Source organism: Bilifractor sp. LCP19S3_H10 (genome assembly GCF_052119185.1).
GTDB lineage: Bacteria > Bacillota > Clostridia > Lachnospirales > Lachnospiraceae > Bilifractor.
The window spans coordinates 147,359-163,351 of record NZ_JBQKFT010000005.1 but is presented as its reverse complement, the minus strand read 5'-3'; the positions used below and the strand labels follow the sequence as shown (position 1 = coordinate 163,351).

Annotated in this window: 10 protein-coding genes and 1 riboswitch; all 10 genes read right to left on the bottom strand. The window is 49.9% G+C overall.

The window, feature by feature from the left end:
• Nucleotides 1-406: 406 nt before the first annotated feature.
• A riboswitch (cobalamin riboswitch) is annotated at nucleotides 407-593 on the bottom strand.
• A gap of 209 nt (nucleotides 594-802) precedes the next feature.
• Nucleotides 803-1,579 (bottom strand): histidine phosphatase family protein, encoded by a 777-nt coding sequence (locus tag ACTQZS_RS05925; protein WP_441474995.1) that lies wholly within the window; start codon nucleotides 1,577-1,579, stop codon nucleotides 803-805.
• A 95-nt stretch (nucleotides 1,580-1,674) separates the two neighbouring features.
• Nucleotides 1,675-1,983: a sigma factor-like helix-turn-helix DNA-binding protein gene (locus ACTQZS_RS05920; RefSeq protein ID WP_441475038.1), complete on the bottom strand. Its 309-nt coding sequence runs from the start codon at nucleotides 1,981-1,983 to the stop codon at nucleotides 1,675-1,677.
• Nucleotides 1,984-2,019: 36 nt separating this feature from the next.
• Complete coding sequence (locus tag ACTQZS_RS05915; protein WP_441474994.1) at nucleotides 2,020-2,319, bottom strand: sigma factor; 300 nt, start codon at nucleotides 2,317-2,319, stop codon at nucleotides 2,020-2,022.
• A gap of 536 nt (nucleotides 2,320-2,855) precedes the next feature.
• Nucleotides 2,856-4,127, bottom strand: coding sequence for an L-rhamnose isomerase (locus tag ACTQZS_RS05910; protein WP_441474993.1), 1,272 nt, complete (start codon nucleotides 4,125-4,127; stop codon nucleotides 2,856-2,858).
• 194 nt (nucleotides 4,128-4,321) lie between these two features.
• Nucleotides 4,322-5,743, bottom strand: coding sequence for a rhamnulokinase (rhaB, locus tag ACTQZS_RS05905; protein ID WP_441474992.1), 1,422 nt, complete (start codon nucleotides 5,741-5,743; stop codon nucleotides 4,322-4,324).
• Nucleotides 5,744-6,324: 581 nt separating this feature from the next.
• Nucleotides 6,325-6,975 carry a DNA repair protein RecO gene (gene recO, locus ACTQZS_RS05900; RefSeq protein ID WP_441474991.1) on the bottom strand — a complete coding sequence of 217 codons (651 nt, stop codon included), beginning with the start codon at nucleotides 6,973-6,975 and terminating at the stop codon, nucleotides 6,325-6,327.
• 70 nt (nucleotides 6,976-7,045) lie between these two features.
• The gene (gene era / locus ACTQZS_RS05895; protein ID WP_441474990.1) at nucleotides 7,046-7,978 is read right to left on the bottom strand and encodes a GTPase Era; all 933 of its coding nucleotides are present in this window, start codon (nucleotides 7,976-7,978) and stop codon (nucleotides 7,046-7,048) included.
• Nucleotides 7,979-7,999: 21 nt separating this feature from the next.
• Complete coding sequence (locus ACTQZS_RS05890; RefSeq protein ID WP_441474989.1) at nucleotides 8,000-10,915, bottom strand: insulinase family protein; 2,916 nt, start codon at nucleotides 10,913-10,915, stop codon at nucleotides 8,000-8,002.
• 143 nt (nucleotides 10,916-11,058) lie between these two features.
• Entirely contained in the window at nucleotides 11,059-11,889 is an 831-nt protein-coding gene (locus ACTQZS_RS05885; RefSeq protein WP_441474988.1) for an SseB family protein, read from the bottom strand.
• 532 nt (nucleotides 11,890-12,421) lie between these two features.
• Nucleotides 12,422-15,967: a pyruvate:ferredoxin (flavodoxin) oxidoreductase gene (gene nifJ / locus ACTQZS_RS05880; protein WP_441474987.1), complete on the bottom strand. Its 3,546-nt coding sequence runs from the start codon at nucleotides 15,965-15,967 to the stop codon at nucleotides 12,422-12,424.
• Between the last annotated feature and the right edge of the window lie 26 nt (nucleotides 15,968-15,993).

Below are 15,993 nucleotides of genomic sequence, written 5' to 3'. Positions count from 1 at the left end.
GTTAATCATAATAAGGAAGTTTTCTTTTGTCAAGCGGATCCTGACCGCCCATAAACGCACAAAAAAAACGCCCTTGCAAAGGCGTATTGTCATCTCAACCCGGTATCCTCAGTTTTCTCTGCTGCAGGAGGCAAAAGCTCCGAAACGAGGTCTCGGCCGGAATCTGTTATCTCATCTCTGTCTTGTCTGTCACAAGAGGGGCGGGAACTCCAGAACAGCTTCTGTTCTGCGGAAAATCGTCAGCCATCTGTTGCGGAGGAAATGGTACGATAAAACATTGGCGTGCTCTGAAGAATCTCACCCTGCCGTAAAACCATGCATAAATCCTGCTCAAGGTCTCTGGCGGAGTGATTACTCGTTCAGACATTCCATATCTTCATAAAATGAAAGCTTTGCTCGGAAGCTTTAACCTATAACCTCTCAGGCAGGTTTCCTGACTCACGGATCAACGTTTCATGCGCCTTCTCATATGTGCGGACATACAATGGCATTCGCATCTCGCTCCCCGTATACAGTGACCGGATCGTCCAGGCCTTCCACCTGGTTCCCTCTCAGACCCCTTCTGAGGTCTCACCTGAAAAGCTGATATAGAATTTATACACGACAATTATCATATGACAGATCGTTACGATTGTCAAGGCCCGAATGAAACGTTTCGCATCTGTCTGATTAAAACTTTTCGCATTTGCGGTTCACACATTCATGATTATTCATGACTGACGGGTAAGGAATTAACAATCCGGTTGCCATTCACCCTTTAAAAGCATTGTGACCCGCTGCAGTTTCCGTGCCGCCGGCATCTTCAGTGTCTCTGCGACATGTCCGAATAAACCTCACAAAAGCGTCCCATGAAAGAAGGCTCCTCGTGACCCGCCTTCAGGTGTGAGATATCTCCGATCCTCAGCGCGCGGAAGATCGCCGTACAAGATTCTCTTTCCTCCGTCACGAGCTCCGTCACAGATGAAGGCTGCATGCAAAGGAAATGCCAGGGAATGAACGGCGAACAGTTCCACAGATGTGACAGCAGTACGCAGCTGACCCCGAAGTGGCAGAATAGCGCCACGGTCTTTCTCGATTCTTTACTCACATGGTAGCAGCCGTTTTCTCTCCGGTATCCGTATCCTTCAAGCAGACGATCCAGCTCCCCGGTCACCCAGTCGTAGACCTCCGTCATATTGCTGTTCTGCGCCACAAGAGTCTCCCTCCATTTTTCGGGATCCAGATAAGCCGGATCCTGCATCAGTGACGAAGGAAGCATGTCCCACGGAATTCCACGCGCAAGAGTCCCGTCTTCCAGTTTCCGCGCGTCCGGATATGCTTTCCTGAGTACATCCGAATAGTTGATATCCATCCTGCACTCAAATTCATGCAGCCATTCCATTGTTTTTCCATTTTCCCCAAGCTTTTCCAGAGTATATGAGGCAGTTTTCTGTGCCCTGCCCATGGGGGACATATAAATATCATCAATCTCTTCTCCGGCAAGAAGATCGGCCAGAAGTTCCGCCTCCCGGTCTCCCTTTTCCGTCAGCGTATCATGTACATAATCCGGGTCACCATGTCTGATCAGTAATAATCTCATATGAAATTCCTATCTTCCTTCTCTTAAGGATAACGATTAAGCACCTCAATTTCGAGTCAGCACCTCAATCTCTAGAACGTATTCTTCTCTCGATATCAGAAGTCCCGGGCTCTTCGGCTCCCGGGCTCCTCATAATGATTTTGCAAGCGAACGATGCTCATTTTGAAGGAAAAACAGCATCCTGTCAAGACCGGAAAGGCCGGATAAATGCACTGGCAAAACCACTCACGCATCCGAAAACAGCGGGACTGCATGCACAGCCCCGCCGCTCTACCTCTTACAAGCCGCGTCTTCACGGTATTCTCGTTCAGTCTGAGTACTTCCGCAATTTCACGAATCATCAGTTCATCCGCATAATAAAGTGTAAGAATCATCCCATATTTCTCATCGACTCCCTGTATCAGTTCCCTAAACGAATCCCCTTCATTTTCCTCCCAGTTCTACATTTCTGTTTTCTCGGGAATTTCTCCACTTCTGTCGTAGTGGGCCTGATCCCGGATAATCGCGTAACAATGATTCAGGAGGATTCGAATCATCCAGGTACGAAAAACCGCCGGATTCTTCAGCGTGTATATTTTTTCGAAGCACGTCAGAATGGTCTCCGCGACCGCATCCGATGCATCCTCATTATTCCGCAGAACCGACCAGGCTGTCTTATACATGATCTGCGTATTCTGATCCATCAGTTCAAGAAACGCATCTGTATCTCCATTTATTGCTCTTCTAACCAGTTGTTCCAAATGAAAGCTCCTTTAGAATATATGTCTTCCCGAAATCATATCGCCGTTTCCAAGGGCCTCTTTTCCGGCGTTGAACGTTCCTCTTTCCTTTCGGTCTTCCTGAATATCCATTCATATATTAGATGAAAAGAGCGCAGAAATAGTTTCAAAAAAGCCGCCTATTAACGCGTCAACAAATTTCTCATAGTTTAAACGAGCTGGAATTTATAATCGTCCACCTTGCTCTTCGTCCTGTGTTTTTCTTTTTCACTCCTGCAATTGCATGGGAAGAAATAGCAGATCATGTATAATAATTTCAACCGTAAATTTCTGATGAATCAGAAGAATCCTTATCCCATACACTCGATAAATAATCCGTTCTGCCGGGTTTCATCCGCTAAAAAAAGGACCTCCACTCACAATGATTGGAAGTCCTTTTCATGATTTTATCATTTATCCGGCTCTATGGCCGGATTTCTCGCTCAATTTTACATCTTTTGTCATGTCCGAACAACAGTGCCGTGCATAGACATGCGTTTCCTTGCTTCGCCTGCTTTTCAGCTGCGTTTGCTCTGAACCTCGTCCCAGTATCTTGCAACCTCAGCAGAGTATTCCTTACCCTCCTGCGGGGCGCCGCAAACCTCGTTGTAGTATGCCCAGATATCGCCGAACGGAAGCATCTTGTCCGCCTCCTGGTCGATCATCAGCTGTGTGAAGTTGCCCGCGTTCTGAAGTTCCTTCAGATGCTCATTCGGCAGGCACAGCGCATTTAGCAGGCACTTCTGCCAGGTACGGAAGCCGACTGCCCATGCGGATACACGGTTGATCGAAGCATCAAAATAGTCGAGCGCCATATGCACACGATCAAGCGCGTCATTGCGTACGATCTCCTTCGCCATCTCCTTCGGCTCATCATCAAAGAGAACGACATGATCCGAATCCCAGCGAACCGGGCGGGTGATATGCAGAGCAATCTCCGGGAAGAAGGTGAGAAGCGCCGGAATCTTATCGGATACAACCTCCGTCGGATGATAATGGCCGTTATCCATCAGCGGAATCAGCTTGTCCTTATTGAATGCGGCATAGGTCAGCGCAAACTCAGAGGATCCGGAAGTGAATGACTCAACACCAATTCCGAACACCTTGGACTCCAGGCACGGCTTTACCTTGTTGAAATCATACGGCTCAGAAAGGATCTGGTCAACGGAATCCTTGTACCGCATTCTCGGGCCCATCCGGTCTGCGGGAACATCCTTCAGTCCGTCTCCGGTCCAGATATTCATCACACACACCTCACCGGTCTGCTCCGCGAAGTAGTTTGCGATCCGGATACATGCTTTTCCGTGCTCAATCCAGAACTTGCGGACATCCTCATCCGCGCTGGACAGGTTCATTCCGTCAGCGCCTGCACACGGATGAGAGAAGAAGGTCGGATTGAAGTCAATTCCCATGTGATGCTTCTTTGCGAAGTCCACCCATTTCTGGAAATGCTTCGGTTCGATCTTGTCGCGGTCCACCTTCTGACCCTTTTCAAAGATCGCGTAGCTGGCATGAAGGTTCAGTTTTACCTTTCCGGGAACAAGCTTAATCACCTCTTCAATGTCGGCCATCAGCTCCTCCGGAGTTCTGGCGATGCCCGGATAGTTACCGGTCGTCTGGATTCCTCCGGTCAGCTGGCCGTCTGAATCGAAGCCGTGAACATCATCTCCCTGCCAGCAATGCAGGGAAACCGGAATATCCTTCAGCTTCTCAATGGCAGCGTCTGTGTCGATTCCAAGCGCTGCATACTGTTCCTTCGCAATCTCGTAGCGTTCCTTTACGGTTGTCATCTCTGTTCCTCCCATTTATTCACCATTACAGATCATCTATTTTCACGGATCGATTCTTGCCGTGAGTCTTCGATCATCGTGAATCATTAATTACCATGTGTCATTTATTATCACCGGTCATTTCCCGGTGATGTGCTATGCGGCCGGCGGCTGTGGCGCAATTCAGAACCGGTACTGCGGCATACCGCTGAAATTCAGCCGGAAATCAGCTCTCCATCAGAGCTGTAAACCTTGATGCCGAAGGACTCGTGGATGTTCTCGCGGGCCTCTTCTACAGAATGGAAGACTCCGGTCGCGAGCATCTGTGCCGTGATATTGCCGATAGCGGTTCCTTCATTCGGACCTGCGTGTACCTCTTTGCCGGTTGCCTTTGCGGTCAGACGGTTCAGATAATCAACATTACAGCCTCCTCCGACAATATGAATTCTCGAGTAGCTTCTGCCGTTTGCTTCCTCCAGCTCTCTCTCCGTCTTCGCGTAGCACTCCGCGAGAGATGTATAGATCAGCGTCGCGAGCTGTCCGAAATTCTCCGGTACCTTCTGTCCGCTCTCCTCACAGGCTTTCTTGATCTCGCCGATCATGCTGTCCGGGGAAAGGAATCTCTCGTCATTCGCGTCCACCCGCGACGGAAAGTCCTTCTCCGCCTCCGCCATCTCTACAATCTGCGGGAAACTGTATTTGTCATTCACCTCATGCCGAGCCGAATTGATCATCCACAGACCCATGATGTTCTTCAGATAACGGAATCTGTGATCATAGCCGCCCTCGTTTGTAAAGTTCAGTGCACAGCTCTTTGCCGAGGTATCGGCGGTTTTGCGCTCCACGCCCATAAGCGACCAGGTTCCGGAGCTGATGTACACAAAATCATCGTCATTTGCCGGCACTGAGAGAACCGCAGAACCCGTGTCATGCGTACAGGGCACAACGACCTCGAAGTCGTAACCGATCTCCTCCGCGAGCTCCGGACGGATATGTCCCAGCTTTGTGCCGGGCATCACAAGTTTCTGGAAGATCCGGCGCGGATATCCGAGCCTGTCAATCAGCTCCCAGTCGTACTCACAGGAAGCCGCGTTGATCAGCTGTCCCGTGGTAGCCTCCGTGTACTCATTCACCTTCTGTCCGGTAAGAAGGAAATGGAAATAGTCGGGCACATACAGGAGCGTCTCCGCCTTATCCAGGTACTCCGGATGCTTCGTCTTCACCGCCATGAGCTGATAAATCGTATTGAAAATCGCCTTCTGAATACCGGTGCGGGCATACAGATCCTCAAGCGAGATGATCTTATATACCTCGTCATCCATGCCGTCTGTCCGGTGGTCGCGGTATCCGACCGTGTTGCCCACAACGTTGTCATCCTTGTCCAAAAGGACAAAATCAACGCCCCAGGTATCCACACCCACGTAGCTTGGCATCTTCCCGATTTCTTTACACTTCTTCAGTGCAATCTTGACTTCACGGAAAATCCGGTCAAATTCCCAGCAGAGTTCCCCGTCCTTCTTTACCATGCCATTCTCAAAACGGTGAACCTCCTGCAGCTGAAACTTTCCGTCCTCGATCCATCCGAGCATCATGCGTCCGCTGGATGCTCCGAAGTCCAATGCCCCATAATACGTCATAAAAAACCCTCCTTACACGCGCGTGATAAAATTACCCGATGTTTATCTTATTTATCTCGAGATTTTCCTTACATCCGACACCCCTGTGTCTTGCTGTTCCTCATTATAACAAAAGCGAAACGTTTTGAGTAGAACCAGGTTTGACAAAAAAAGGGTCCTCTTTTGCAACATAATCACAACAAATCGGTACAAAACCCTCGCAATTATACATTCTGTTTCTGTGAAGCCCACAGTCATATTGCGAAAAAAGCCTTTCCGAAAACAATGCCGCGTAACGAGATAAAACACGCTGCGCGAGTTTTATCTCGCTATCGCGACGCTCGCCGCACACGAATACTTCGCATTCGGCTGCGGCTCACTGTTCGCGTAAAAAAACCTGTGAAAAGTCCCGGGTATCCCGAAATCTTTCACAGGTTCTTTCAGCTATTCTTCTTTTGTGAGGTGGGAACATACTCCCGTTTACCACTTCGACCCCTGTGCCGTATTCCCTGCTCCGGCTTTGCAGTACTGAGCCCCAAGGTTCCGCCTCGCAATCACCGCCCCCGAATATCCCTGCTCCGGCTTCAATATGCCGGGACCGGTCAGGTCCGGATCATTTCATTCAATACTCTCCTGCTCCTCAGCGGACGGTCGAGAATCCGGTCTGTCTGGCGGTTCAGCGCATTTTCCAGTTCCTTCAGCACCTCCGGCTTCACCTCAAAGGTATACAGCTTTGTCAGAGGAGCGCTCATGACATAGCGGACTACATACAGCGCGGACGGACTCATCAGAGCAGGATCCGGCGCATATTCACCATTTATCGTCATGATCCGGATCTCAAAGATCCGTCTTACCAGCCGGTTGTCCAGGTGCGGATTCAGGATCGCCTTCATGGTCAGATACAGAAGATTCAGCATGTCAGTACCGTCGATGCCCTCTCTGCCGTAGTAATCCGCAAAATCAAGGAAGTAATACCCGTAATACACCCCCGGCTGTTCAAAGGCCAGCTCGGTGAAGTATTCCCGGATTGAAGCGGAGATCAGGCTGTAGGAATTTCTTCCTTCGATCAGCGTGAAGCTTCCGAAGGCAAAGGGATTGGACAGTGCCATGAGCGTGCTTCCCGGCCGTCGAGCGCCTCTCGCAAAACAGCTGATTCTGCCAAGCTCTCTCGTCAGAATCACAAGTCTTTTATCGTTCTCTCCGATCGGCATCGCCGACAAAACCATTCCAGATACATTGATCTGTTCATTCATATCTCTCAGCTCAGAATACTAAATCTGTTCACACCTAACGAGAGGCATGGATTTCAAGAAACACCGCCGTCTACTCCCTGAGCTCCTTCTTGTCGTAGCCGTAATTTTTGACGAGAATATCACTTTCTCTCCAGTCCTTCCGTACCTTGACCCAGAGCTTCAGATTAACCTTGCCGCCGAGCATCGTCTCGATTTCTTTCCGTGCCTCGGTTCCGATCTTTTTCAGCATGGCGCCGTTTTTTCCAATAATGATACCCTTGTGGGATTCTCTCTCGCAGATGATCGTTGCCTCAATATCTGTAATCGAACCATCCGGACGCTCCCGCATCTTGTCGATGACCACAGCGATCCCGTGCGGTATCTCCTCTCCCAGAGACCGGAGTGCCTTCTCGCGGATCATCTCCGAGGCGATCTGCCGCACCGGCTGATCCGTAATGGTTTCTTCCGAAAAGAAACGCGGCCCGTAAGGGAGCACCCGGAAAAGACTGTCGATCAGCGCCTCCAGATTTCTGCTGTGAAGCGCAGACACACAGACAATGTCCTCGAACCGGGTAATATTCCGGTATGCTTCCATCGTGCTCTGTACGATATCCTTTTTGACCTTGTCAATCTTATTGATAACAAGGATAATCGGAAGACCGGAGCGGTCGAGCATCTTTGCTATGTGCTGTTCCGCAGCGCCGATGTAATCGCCGGGTTCAATGAGCCACATCACAGCGTCCACGTCCTTCAGGGATCTCTCCGCCGCGTAAACCATGTATTCCCCCAGCTTGTTCTTCGCCTTGTGAATTCCGGGCGTATCAAGAAATACAATCTGACCGCGCTCGCTGTTGTAGATTGTCTGAATCCGGTTCCGGGTTGTCTGCGGCTTCCGTGAAGTTATCGCAATCTTCTGTCCGATCAGATGATTCATCAGCGTAGATTTTCCCACATTCGGTCTTCCAATTAATGCGACAAATCCCGATTTGATCGCCCCGGTTCCAGTCCCCATTCCTGCTTCCATACCTTTTCTCCCTGTCCTGTCTCAGGTAAGGCTTTCAATCTTCCTGAAGAGATCTGCGTGTTTATCCACGGAGCTTTCACTGCCGATCACACAGATATTGTGCGCGGCAAGAACCGATGCGACCGGATCTGCAAGATCCCGGATATTCTCTGCTTCCGCGTCCAGAACCTCATCTCTTTCCTGCTGAAAATCTTTCTCTGTCAGGCCTGCGAACCAGCAGTTCAGCGCAAAGCTTCCCCTGGAAGAAGCTGTCATCGGTGTATCCATCTCACTGATTGTACCGATGATGTACTTCGTCATTGCCTTTTCATCCGCGTCAAACTTTCTGAGATACTCCGGCAGACCGGCATATACGTCCAGTGTGTTCTTCAGATGAGGGTCCCTGTACGATACCAGATAACTGTCGCCGGAACGTTTGAAGCTGCTCATGCAGCCGTAAGCTCCGCCGAGTACCCTCAGATTCATCCACAGATAATCGTAATTCAGAATCATTCGAAGAATCCGGAAGGCTCCGGTATATTCATATCCGTCTTTCCGGTAATTGCCTGCCTGGGCCACAAACTGCACCTGTCCGGAGGTCTTGAATCCCTCATTCTTCTGCTCCGGCTTCCAGTCAAAGCTTCCTTCCTCGAAGGGATCTGTGCAGAGATTCTCCTCAAGCGAAAGAATTTCCTCTTCGATACCGTCAAATCCGTCTTCCTCGGCTGTCACGCTGACCGTCAGATTCTCAGGACGGAATACGATCTTCATGAGCTTCTGAAGGTTTTCGATCAGGTTATCCGCCTTCTCTTCAAAATGCTCATCCAGATCCTTTACCAGACGGAACTGATCAATTCCCGTTGTTTTCTCTGTCCACGCGGAAAGAAGAGACTGGTAGGACAGTGCACGCTTCGCCGCGGAAGTATGACCTGCGGCAGGGATTGCCTGCTCCATTCCTGCTCTTGTACTTGCAAGAATCTCATGAAGTCTCTTTTTGTCATTGAATTTCGATGTCTTCAGGATCTCCTGAATCATCTCGAAGACAAAATCTTTCTCACTGTAGAGATATTTTGCCTTTACCCCGAACATGCGATAGCCCTTGGAATCATCCAGCCCCTTCTCCGTCGGAAGAACCTGCAGACCGAAGTTGATTCCGCCGGTCCTTGCGTTGATTTCATGGAACAGCCTGCCGTAGGTATAGTGCTCCGTATCCACGACTCCGAGCATATTCTTCAAAATTCCGAGATAAGGAACCAGTTCATCCGGAACCTTCGCTGTATCAAACAGCAGCGTCAGATACGCGATTCCGTTTGTAAAATAATGATGTCTCAGATATGTGGTGTCGTTGACACGAATTTGTTCCGTGTCCGGATGAAGCGGTGTCTTCCGGTCGATATCCTTTCTGGAAAGCATCGGAAGCGAATTCAAAGCCTCCTCGGAATCCTCTGATTCCTGATATTCTTTTAACGCCTTCGTCCCGGCAACCATCGCATCCAACTCCTCATCTGAGAGCGATGCCTTATATGCTGCGAGCTTCTCCGCCGCAGCCTTCTCTCTGCGGGCAGCCAGACCTTTCTCCGGCTTCAGCGTCACAACCGCGGCATGATTGTTTGACAGGAGATACCTGCGAATCAGATTCTCAAAATAGCCCGTGCCATTTCGTTTCTTGAGTTCTTCAAAAGCATCCAGCTCCTTCAGGTATTCAAAAGGCTTCCCCTCGTCATAGAGCCAGCTGTCAAAAAGATCCATACCGTAGATCAGGCCCTTCGGGAACTGCGCATAATCTGCCTCCCGGAAACGAAACTCGAAATAATTGATTCCCGAGGCAATAGCGAGTGTGTCCAGCCCCTCCTCCGCCAGCTTCTCCAGCGTGTCATGCACGACAGACAGAAATCTGTCCTTGTCCTCCGCATTTGCGTTCTTCGCAATCACGGAAAAGAACGGCTGAAGAATTCCGTCGTTGTAGGCACCTTCCACATCTCTTCCGATTCCCGCGTCCAGCAGTGCCTGCTTGACCGGAGCTCCCGGTGCGTCCAGAAGTACATACTCCAGAACCGAGAAAGCAATATTCAGCGTAACATCCGAATAATCCCCTACCACCGTGTTGACAGACAGATACGTATTGTCCCTCTCAGGCTCACTGTCCAGAACCGGGTAACTCATCGTGACATCCTTTACCTCAGAGAACGGTTTCTGCATCGGAATCTCAGACTCAACTGGTATACGATCAAAACGGCTCAGATACTCCCGGTCCAGCCACTCCAGTTTCTCCTCCATGTCCATATTTCCATAGAGATAAATATAGCAGTTGGAAGGGTGATAATACTTTCTGTGGAAATCCAGAAACTCCTCATACGTCAGATCCGGAATTACCTCCGGATCTCCGCCGGATTCCACGCCATAGGGAGTATCCGGAAACAGAGCATTGAAGACGGCGCGGTCAAGCACCTCGTCCGCCGATGAAAAAACGCCCTTCATCTCGTTGTAAACGACGCCGTTGTAGGTCAGAGGATCCTCTCGGTTCTCAAGCTGATAATGCCAGCCCTCCTGACGGAAAATCTTCTCATTTTTATAGATATTTGGAAAAAACACAGCATCCAGATATACATCCATCAGATTCTGAAAATCCGTGTCATTACAGCTGGCCACCGGAAACATCGTCTTGTCCGGATAGGTCAGTGCATTCAGGAATGTATTCAGAGATCCCTTTACCAGTTCTACAAAAGGATCCTTCAGCGGAAACTTTCTGGATCCGCACAATACGGTATGTTCAATAATATGCGCGACTCCCGTCGAATTTTTCGGCGGAGTCCGGAAGGCGATGTTGAACACCTTATTCTCATCATCGTTAGAAAGGAGCGCAATCCTGGCGCCGCTCTTCCTGTGACGGAGAAGCTTTCCCTCAGCGTGCACGTCTTTGATATATTCTTCACTGATTAATTCATACTTGTCTGTCATACGCAGCTTCACTCTCCTGATTTCTCATTTCTACATCGTTCTCCCCGGAACCGGACGAAAACGAGTGCCTCCTGCTGTCCGATCTCCGTGCCCGGGCGGAAACGAACGCTTCCCGCTGTCCGATCTCCGTGGCCGTACGTCTGTCAGCGGCCGTTGCCTTCCCCGTAACGCTCAGCCATCTGTCTGAGCTGGTCCGCAGTAAGTACAAGGTTAAATCCCGCCGGATTAAAGACAAATCCCTCGGATTCCTTTACCAGAAAATTATGAATCCGGTCATAGGTGATCGGTGTCAGTTCAAGCTTCACGCCCTTGTTCCTCTGATTGAACTTCTGAACCTCGCCAAAATCCGTGTAAACCGGCTGAAAGGTCTTCCCCGCCTTTGTCTTGACAAGCGGAACCTTCACCTTCTGGTTCTTGTCCTTCGGGTCCCATTTTCCCTCAATCTCGCTGACATCAAACGAGATGATAAACCGGGAACGAAACAGATTGTGCGCCATCTCCTCTTCAAGGTCGTGCAGATGCTTCTTCTCCTCCTGATTACGTTCAACCGGTCTGGTAAGCTCCTGCATGAAATACAGTGCCGTCAGCTGAAGTTCCGGATTCGCCCTCGGAATCTTATCATTCCGCAGCGCATCAATATCCGGTTTCTCCACCAGATCCGTGAGCTGAATCCGGATCGGAGCGCCCTCCTCCTGATACATCACGGCATTGATGCCGTACAGATAAAGCGTCCGCAGGAACGGAAGAATCATCCCCCGTTCAACCTTCACTGCCTGCAGCAGATATTTGTCCAGGGTGTATGGATGCGCAAAGGTCTGTGTCATTTCCTTCGTAGTAAAAATATAGATCTGATCATCGAATGTCTCCGGATCGCACTCCACAAAAGGGCAATGCGTAAGTGCCGAATACAGGACATAGATGCTCTCATTCTTCTCGATTTTTTTTAACATAAAACTCTTATCAATTATTGCCATGTCAGTTCCTTACCGCACAGCTTTCCTGTGCCTGAATGATGAATAAATATAGTAACGTCCCTTTCGGGACCGGGATTTTTGTCACTGCAAACCACGCCTGCAAAGCGCGGACTTCCGCACACTATGCGATGTGGATCATCGCCTTCGACGCTGTAATATACTATATCATATTGTAAATCCACGCGCAACGAACCGAAATTTTAAAGGTTTGATCCGTGAATTCTTCGTTTTATATGCCAGGACCAATAAGAAAAAGATGCTGTAATCGAGACCTTTTCCCTGCTCAATTATATAATTGGTGAAGGATCCTGCAGAAGGAGCATGAAACTCAATGAGTGTGAGCGGATGTGATCTTTTTCCGCCTCAACTAATGATATGCCGAGCATCTGGAAATCATACAAAAAAAGAAACCCGGGGCAGATTTCTCTGCGCCGGGCGTATTACACGTTTGAACTCTATATATCCGACCGGATCTGTGATCCGGGAGCAGGGCCGCGGCATAGCCGGGTCCTGCATTTATTTTATCAAAATTTTACTGCTCTGCCGGTCCGTACAGCTTGATGAGCTTGTTGAGGTATGTATATCTCTCAGCAGACTCCTCTTTCTGTTTGCTCTGCAGTCTCTCAGCCTTCGCCGGGTTCGCACGCTTCAGAGAATTGTAACGTACCTCACCATCCAGGAAATCCTGATAGATATCTGCCTGCGGAGCCTTGGAATCCAGAGTAAATGCAGGCTTATCTGTTCCAAGCAGTGCCGGGTTGTAACGGAACAGATGCCAGTATCCGGACTTAACCGCAAGCTCTTCCTCGGTCATTACCTTGCCCATACCCTTGCGGATACCGTGGTTGATACACGGAGCGTAAGCAATGATCAGAGAAGGTCCGTCATAAGCCTCAGCCTCGCTGATTGCCTTAACAGCCTGGTTGTAATCAGCGCCCATAGCGATCTGCGCTACATATACATAGCCGTAGGACATAGCGATCGAAGCAAGGTCCTTCTTCTTGGTCTCCTTACCGCCTGCAGCGAACTGAGCAACTGCTCCGGTAGGTGTAGCCTTGGAGGACTGTCCGCCGGTGTTGGAGTATACCTCAGTATCAATAACCAGAACATTGATATCCTTATCGGAAGCGATGACATGATCCAGTCCGCCGAATCCGATATCATAGCCCCAGCCGTCACCACCGAATACCCAGTTGGACTTCTTTGCCAGGAACTGTTTGTTGTCCTTGATGAACGCAGCCTCTTCTGTTGTATTGTCAGCGATTGCAGCAAGCAGCTTATCTGTTGCGACTCTGTTCTCAGCACCCTTTGTCATGGTGTCGAGCCATGCCTGTCCGGCTTCCTTGACAGATGCATCCTTCTCAATAAGAGCTTCAACCTTTGTCTTCAGCTCATCACGGATAGCTTTCTGTCCAAGCAACATACCATAGCCGAACTCTGCGGCATCCTCAAACAGGGAGTTGGACCATGCCGGTCCTCTGCCGTTCTGATCTACCGTATAAGGTGTAGACGGTGAAGAGTTCGCCCAGATAGAAGAACATCCGGTAGCATTTCCGATCTGCATTCTGCTTCCGAACAGCTGAGTGATCAGCTTTACATAAGGAGTCTCGCCGCAGCCTGCGCATGCGCCGGAGAACTCGAGCAGAGGTTTCTTGAACTGGCTTCCCTTTACGGAAGTGATCTTGAATTTGTCGATAACATCCTGCTTCTCCGGAAGCTTAACCGCATAATCGAAGCCCTTCTGCTGATCCATGGCGTCGGCAATCGGAGTCATGGTCAGGGCCTTCTCACCCTTCTTGCCCGGACATACATTCGCGCAAGATCCGCAGCCTGTGCAGTCCATGGTGGAAATCTGAATGCCGAACTTGTAGGACGGCATACCGGTCATCGGAATGTTCTTGAAGCCTTCCGGTGCCGCAGCAACCTCAGCCTCTGTCAGAGCGAACGGACGGATAACCGCGTGCGGGCAGACATAAGAACATCTGTTACACTGGATACAGTTGTCGCTATTCCAAACCGGAACATTTACAGCGATGCCACGCTTCTCATAAGCAGCAGTACCGGACGGAGTCTCGCCGTTTGAATATTTCAGAACGTCGGAAACCTTCAGGTTGTTGCCCTCCTGAGAGGAAACAGCCAGCTGAATGTTGTTGACGAAGTCAACGGCATCCTTGCGGCCCTCGGAAACCTTCTTGAACTCAAGGCCTTCATCCTCACAGTCAGCCCAGCTTGCAGGTACCTCTACCTGAACAGCTCTGTCTGCGCCGGCGTCGATAGCAGCCCAGTTCTTCTTGACGATATCATCGCCCTTGCGGCCATAAGTAGCCTTTGCCGCTGCCTTCATCAGCTCGATTGCCTTCTCCTCCGGAATGATACCCGTCAGCTTGAAGAACGCGGACTGAAGAATGGTGTTGATACGGGTCGGTCCCATGCCTACCTCGATACCTGTCTTTACACCATCGATGACATAGAACTTAATGTGATGCTTTGCGATATATGCTTTAACCTGTCCCGGAAGATGCTTCTCCAGCTCTTCTCCGGTCCACGGGCAGTTCAGCAGGAATGTTCCGCCGTCTACCAGCTCCTGAACCATGTTGAACTTGGTGATGTAGGACGGATTGTGGCATGCAACGAAGTTTGCTCTGTGAATCAGGTAAGTGGATTTGATCGGTTTCTTACCAAAACGCAGATGAGACATTGTTACACCGCCGGACTTCTTGGAATCATAATCGAAGTAAGCCTGTGCGTACATGTCTGTGTTGTCGCCGATGATCTTGATGGAGTTCTTGTTTGCTCCTACGGTACCATCAGCTCCAAGTCCCCAGAACTTGCAGTTTACAGTTCCTTCCGGTGTGGTGACAAGCGGCTCGCCTACCGGCAGAGACAGATTGGTTACATCATCGACGATATCGATGGTGAATCTCTCCTTTGTCTCGTTGTCGAATACGGCAACGATCTGCTCCGGAGTGGTATCCTTGGATCCAAGTCCGTAACGTCCGCCAAAGATCTTGATTCCGTCGAACTTGCTTCCGCGAAGTGCCTCAACAACATCCAGGAACAGAGGCTCGCCAATGGAACCCGGCTCCTTTGTACGGTCAAGTACGGAAACCTTCTTTACCGTATCCGGGATTGCATCAATCAGTGCCTGTCTGGAGAACGGTCTGTACAGACGTACCTTTACAACACCAACCTTGCGGCCCTGAGCCATCAGGTAATCGATGGTCTCCTCGATACAGTCGCATACAGAACCCATAGCTACGATAACCTGATCTGCATCCGGAGCGCCATAGTAGTTGAACAGCTTGTAGTCTGTTCCGATCTTGGCATTTACCATATCCATGTACTTCTGAACGATTCCGGGCATTTCATCATAGAGGCTGTTGCATGCCTCACGGGTCTGGAAGAAGATATCCGGATTCTGGGCGGATCCCATTTCCTTCGGGTTCTCCGGGTTCAGAGCGTTTGCCTTGAACTCCTTCAGAGCCTTGATATCGATCATGTCTCTCAGATCCTCATAATCCCAGGTCTCAATCTTCTGAAGCTCGTGGGATGTACGGAATCCATCGAAGAAGTTGATGAATGGAAGATGTCCGGAGATAGCTGCTGCATGAGCGACAGGCGTCAGATCCATAACCTCCTGTACAGAAGATTCGCAGAGCATTGCAGCGCCGGTCTGGCGGCATGCATATACGTCTGAATGATCACCGAAGATGTTCAGTGCATGTGTAGCAACGCAGCGCGCAGATACATCAAATACTGCAGGCAGCTGCTCACCGGCGATCTTGTAGATGTTCGGGATCATCAGAAGAAGACCCTGGGATGCGGTATATGTGGTTGTCAGAGCACCGGCTGCTACAGAGCCGTGAACGGCACCAGCTGCACCTGCCTCAGACTGCATCTCTGTGATCTGAACTTCCTGTCCGAACAGATTCTTTCTTCCCTGAGTTGCCCACTCATCAGTGTGTTCAGCCATCGGTGAAGAAGGTGTGATCGGATAGATCGCTGCCACTTCGGTAAAAGCATACGAAGCATGAGCTGCTGCTGTGTTACCATCCATGGTTTTCATTTTTCTTGCCATCGTAACTATTCCTCCTTATATAACTT

Bases quoted from the DNA above. Each gene is read 5' to 3' on its own strand.
- rhaB (WP_441474992.1), bottom strand. From the start codon at position 5,743: ATGACGTATTATGGGGCATTGGACTTCGGAGCATCCAGCGGACGCATG.
- ACTQZS_RS05890 (WP_441474989.1), bottom strand. From the start codon at position 10,915: ATGACAGACAAGTATGAATTAATCAGTGAAGAATATATCAAAGACGTG.
- era (WP_441474990.1), bottom strand. From the start codon at position 7,978: ATGGAAGCAGGAATGGGGACTGGAACCGGGGCGATCAAATCGGGATTT.
- ACTQZS_RS05885 (WP_441474988.1), bottom strand. From the start codon at position 11,889: ATGGCAATAATTGATAAGAGTTTTATGTTAAAAAAAATCGAGAAGAAT.
- nifJ (WP_441474987.1), bottom strand. From the start codon at position 15,967: ATGGCAAGAAAAATGAAAACCATGGATGGTAACACAGCAGCAGCTCAT.
- recO (WP_441474991.1), bottom strand. From the start codon at position 6,975: ATGAATGAACAGATCAATGTATCTGGAATGGTTTTGTCGGCGATGCCG.
- ACTQZS_RS05925 (WP_441474995.1), bottom strand. From the start codon at position 1,579: ATGAGATTATTACTGATCAGACATGGTGACCCGGATTATGTACATGAT.
- ACTQZS_RS05910 (WP_441474993.1), bottom strand. From the start codon at position 4,127: ATGACAACCGTAAAGGAACGCTACGAGATTGCGAAGGAACAGTATGCA.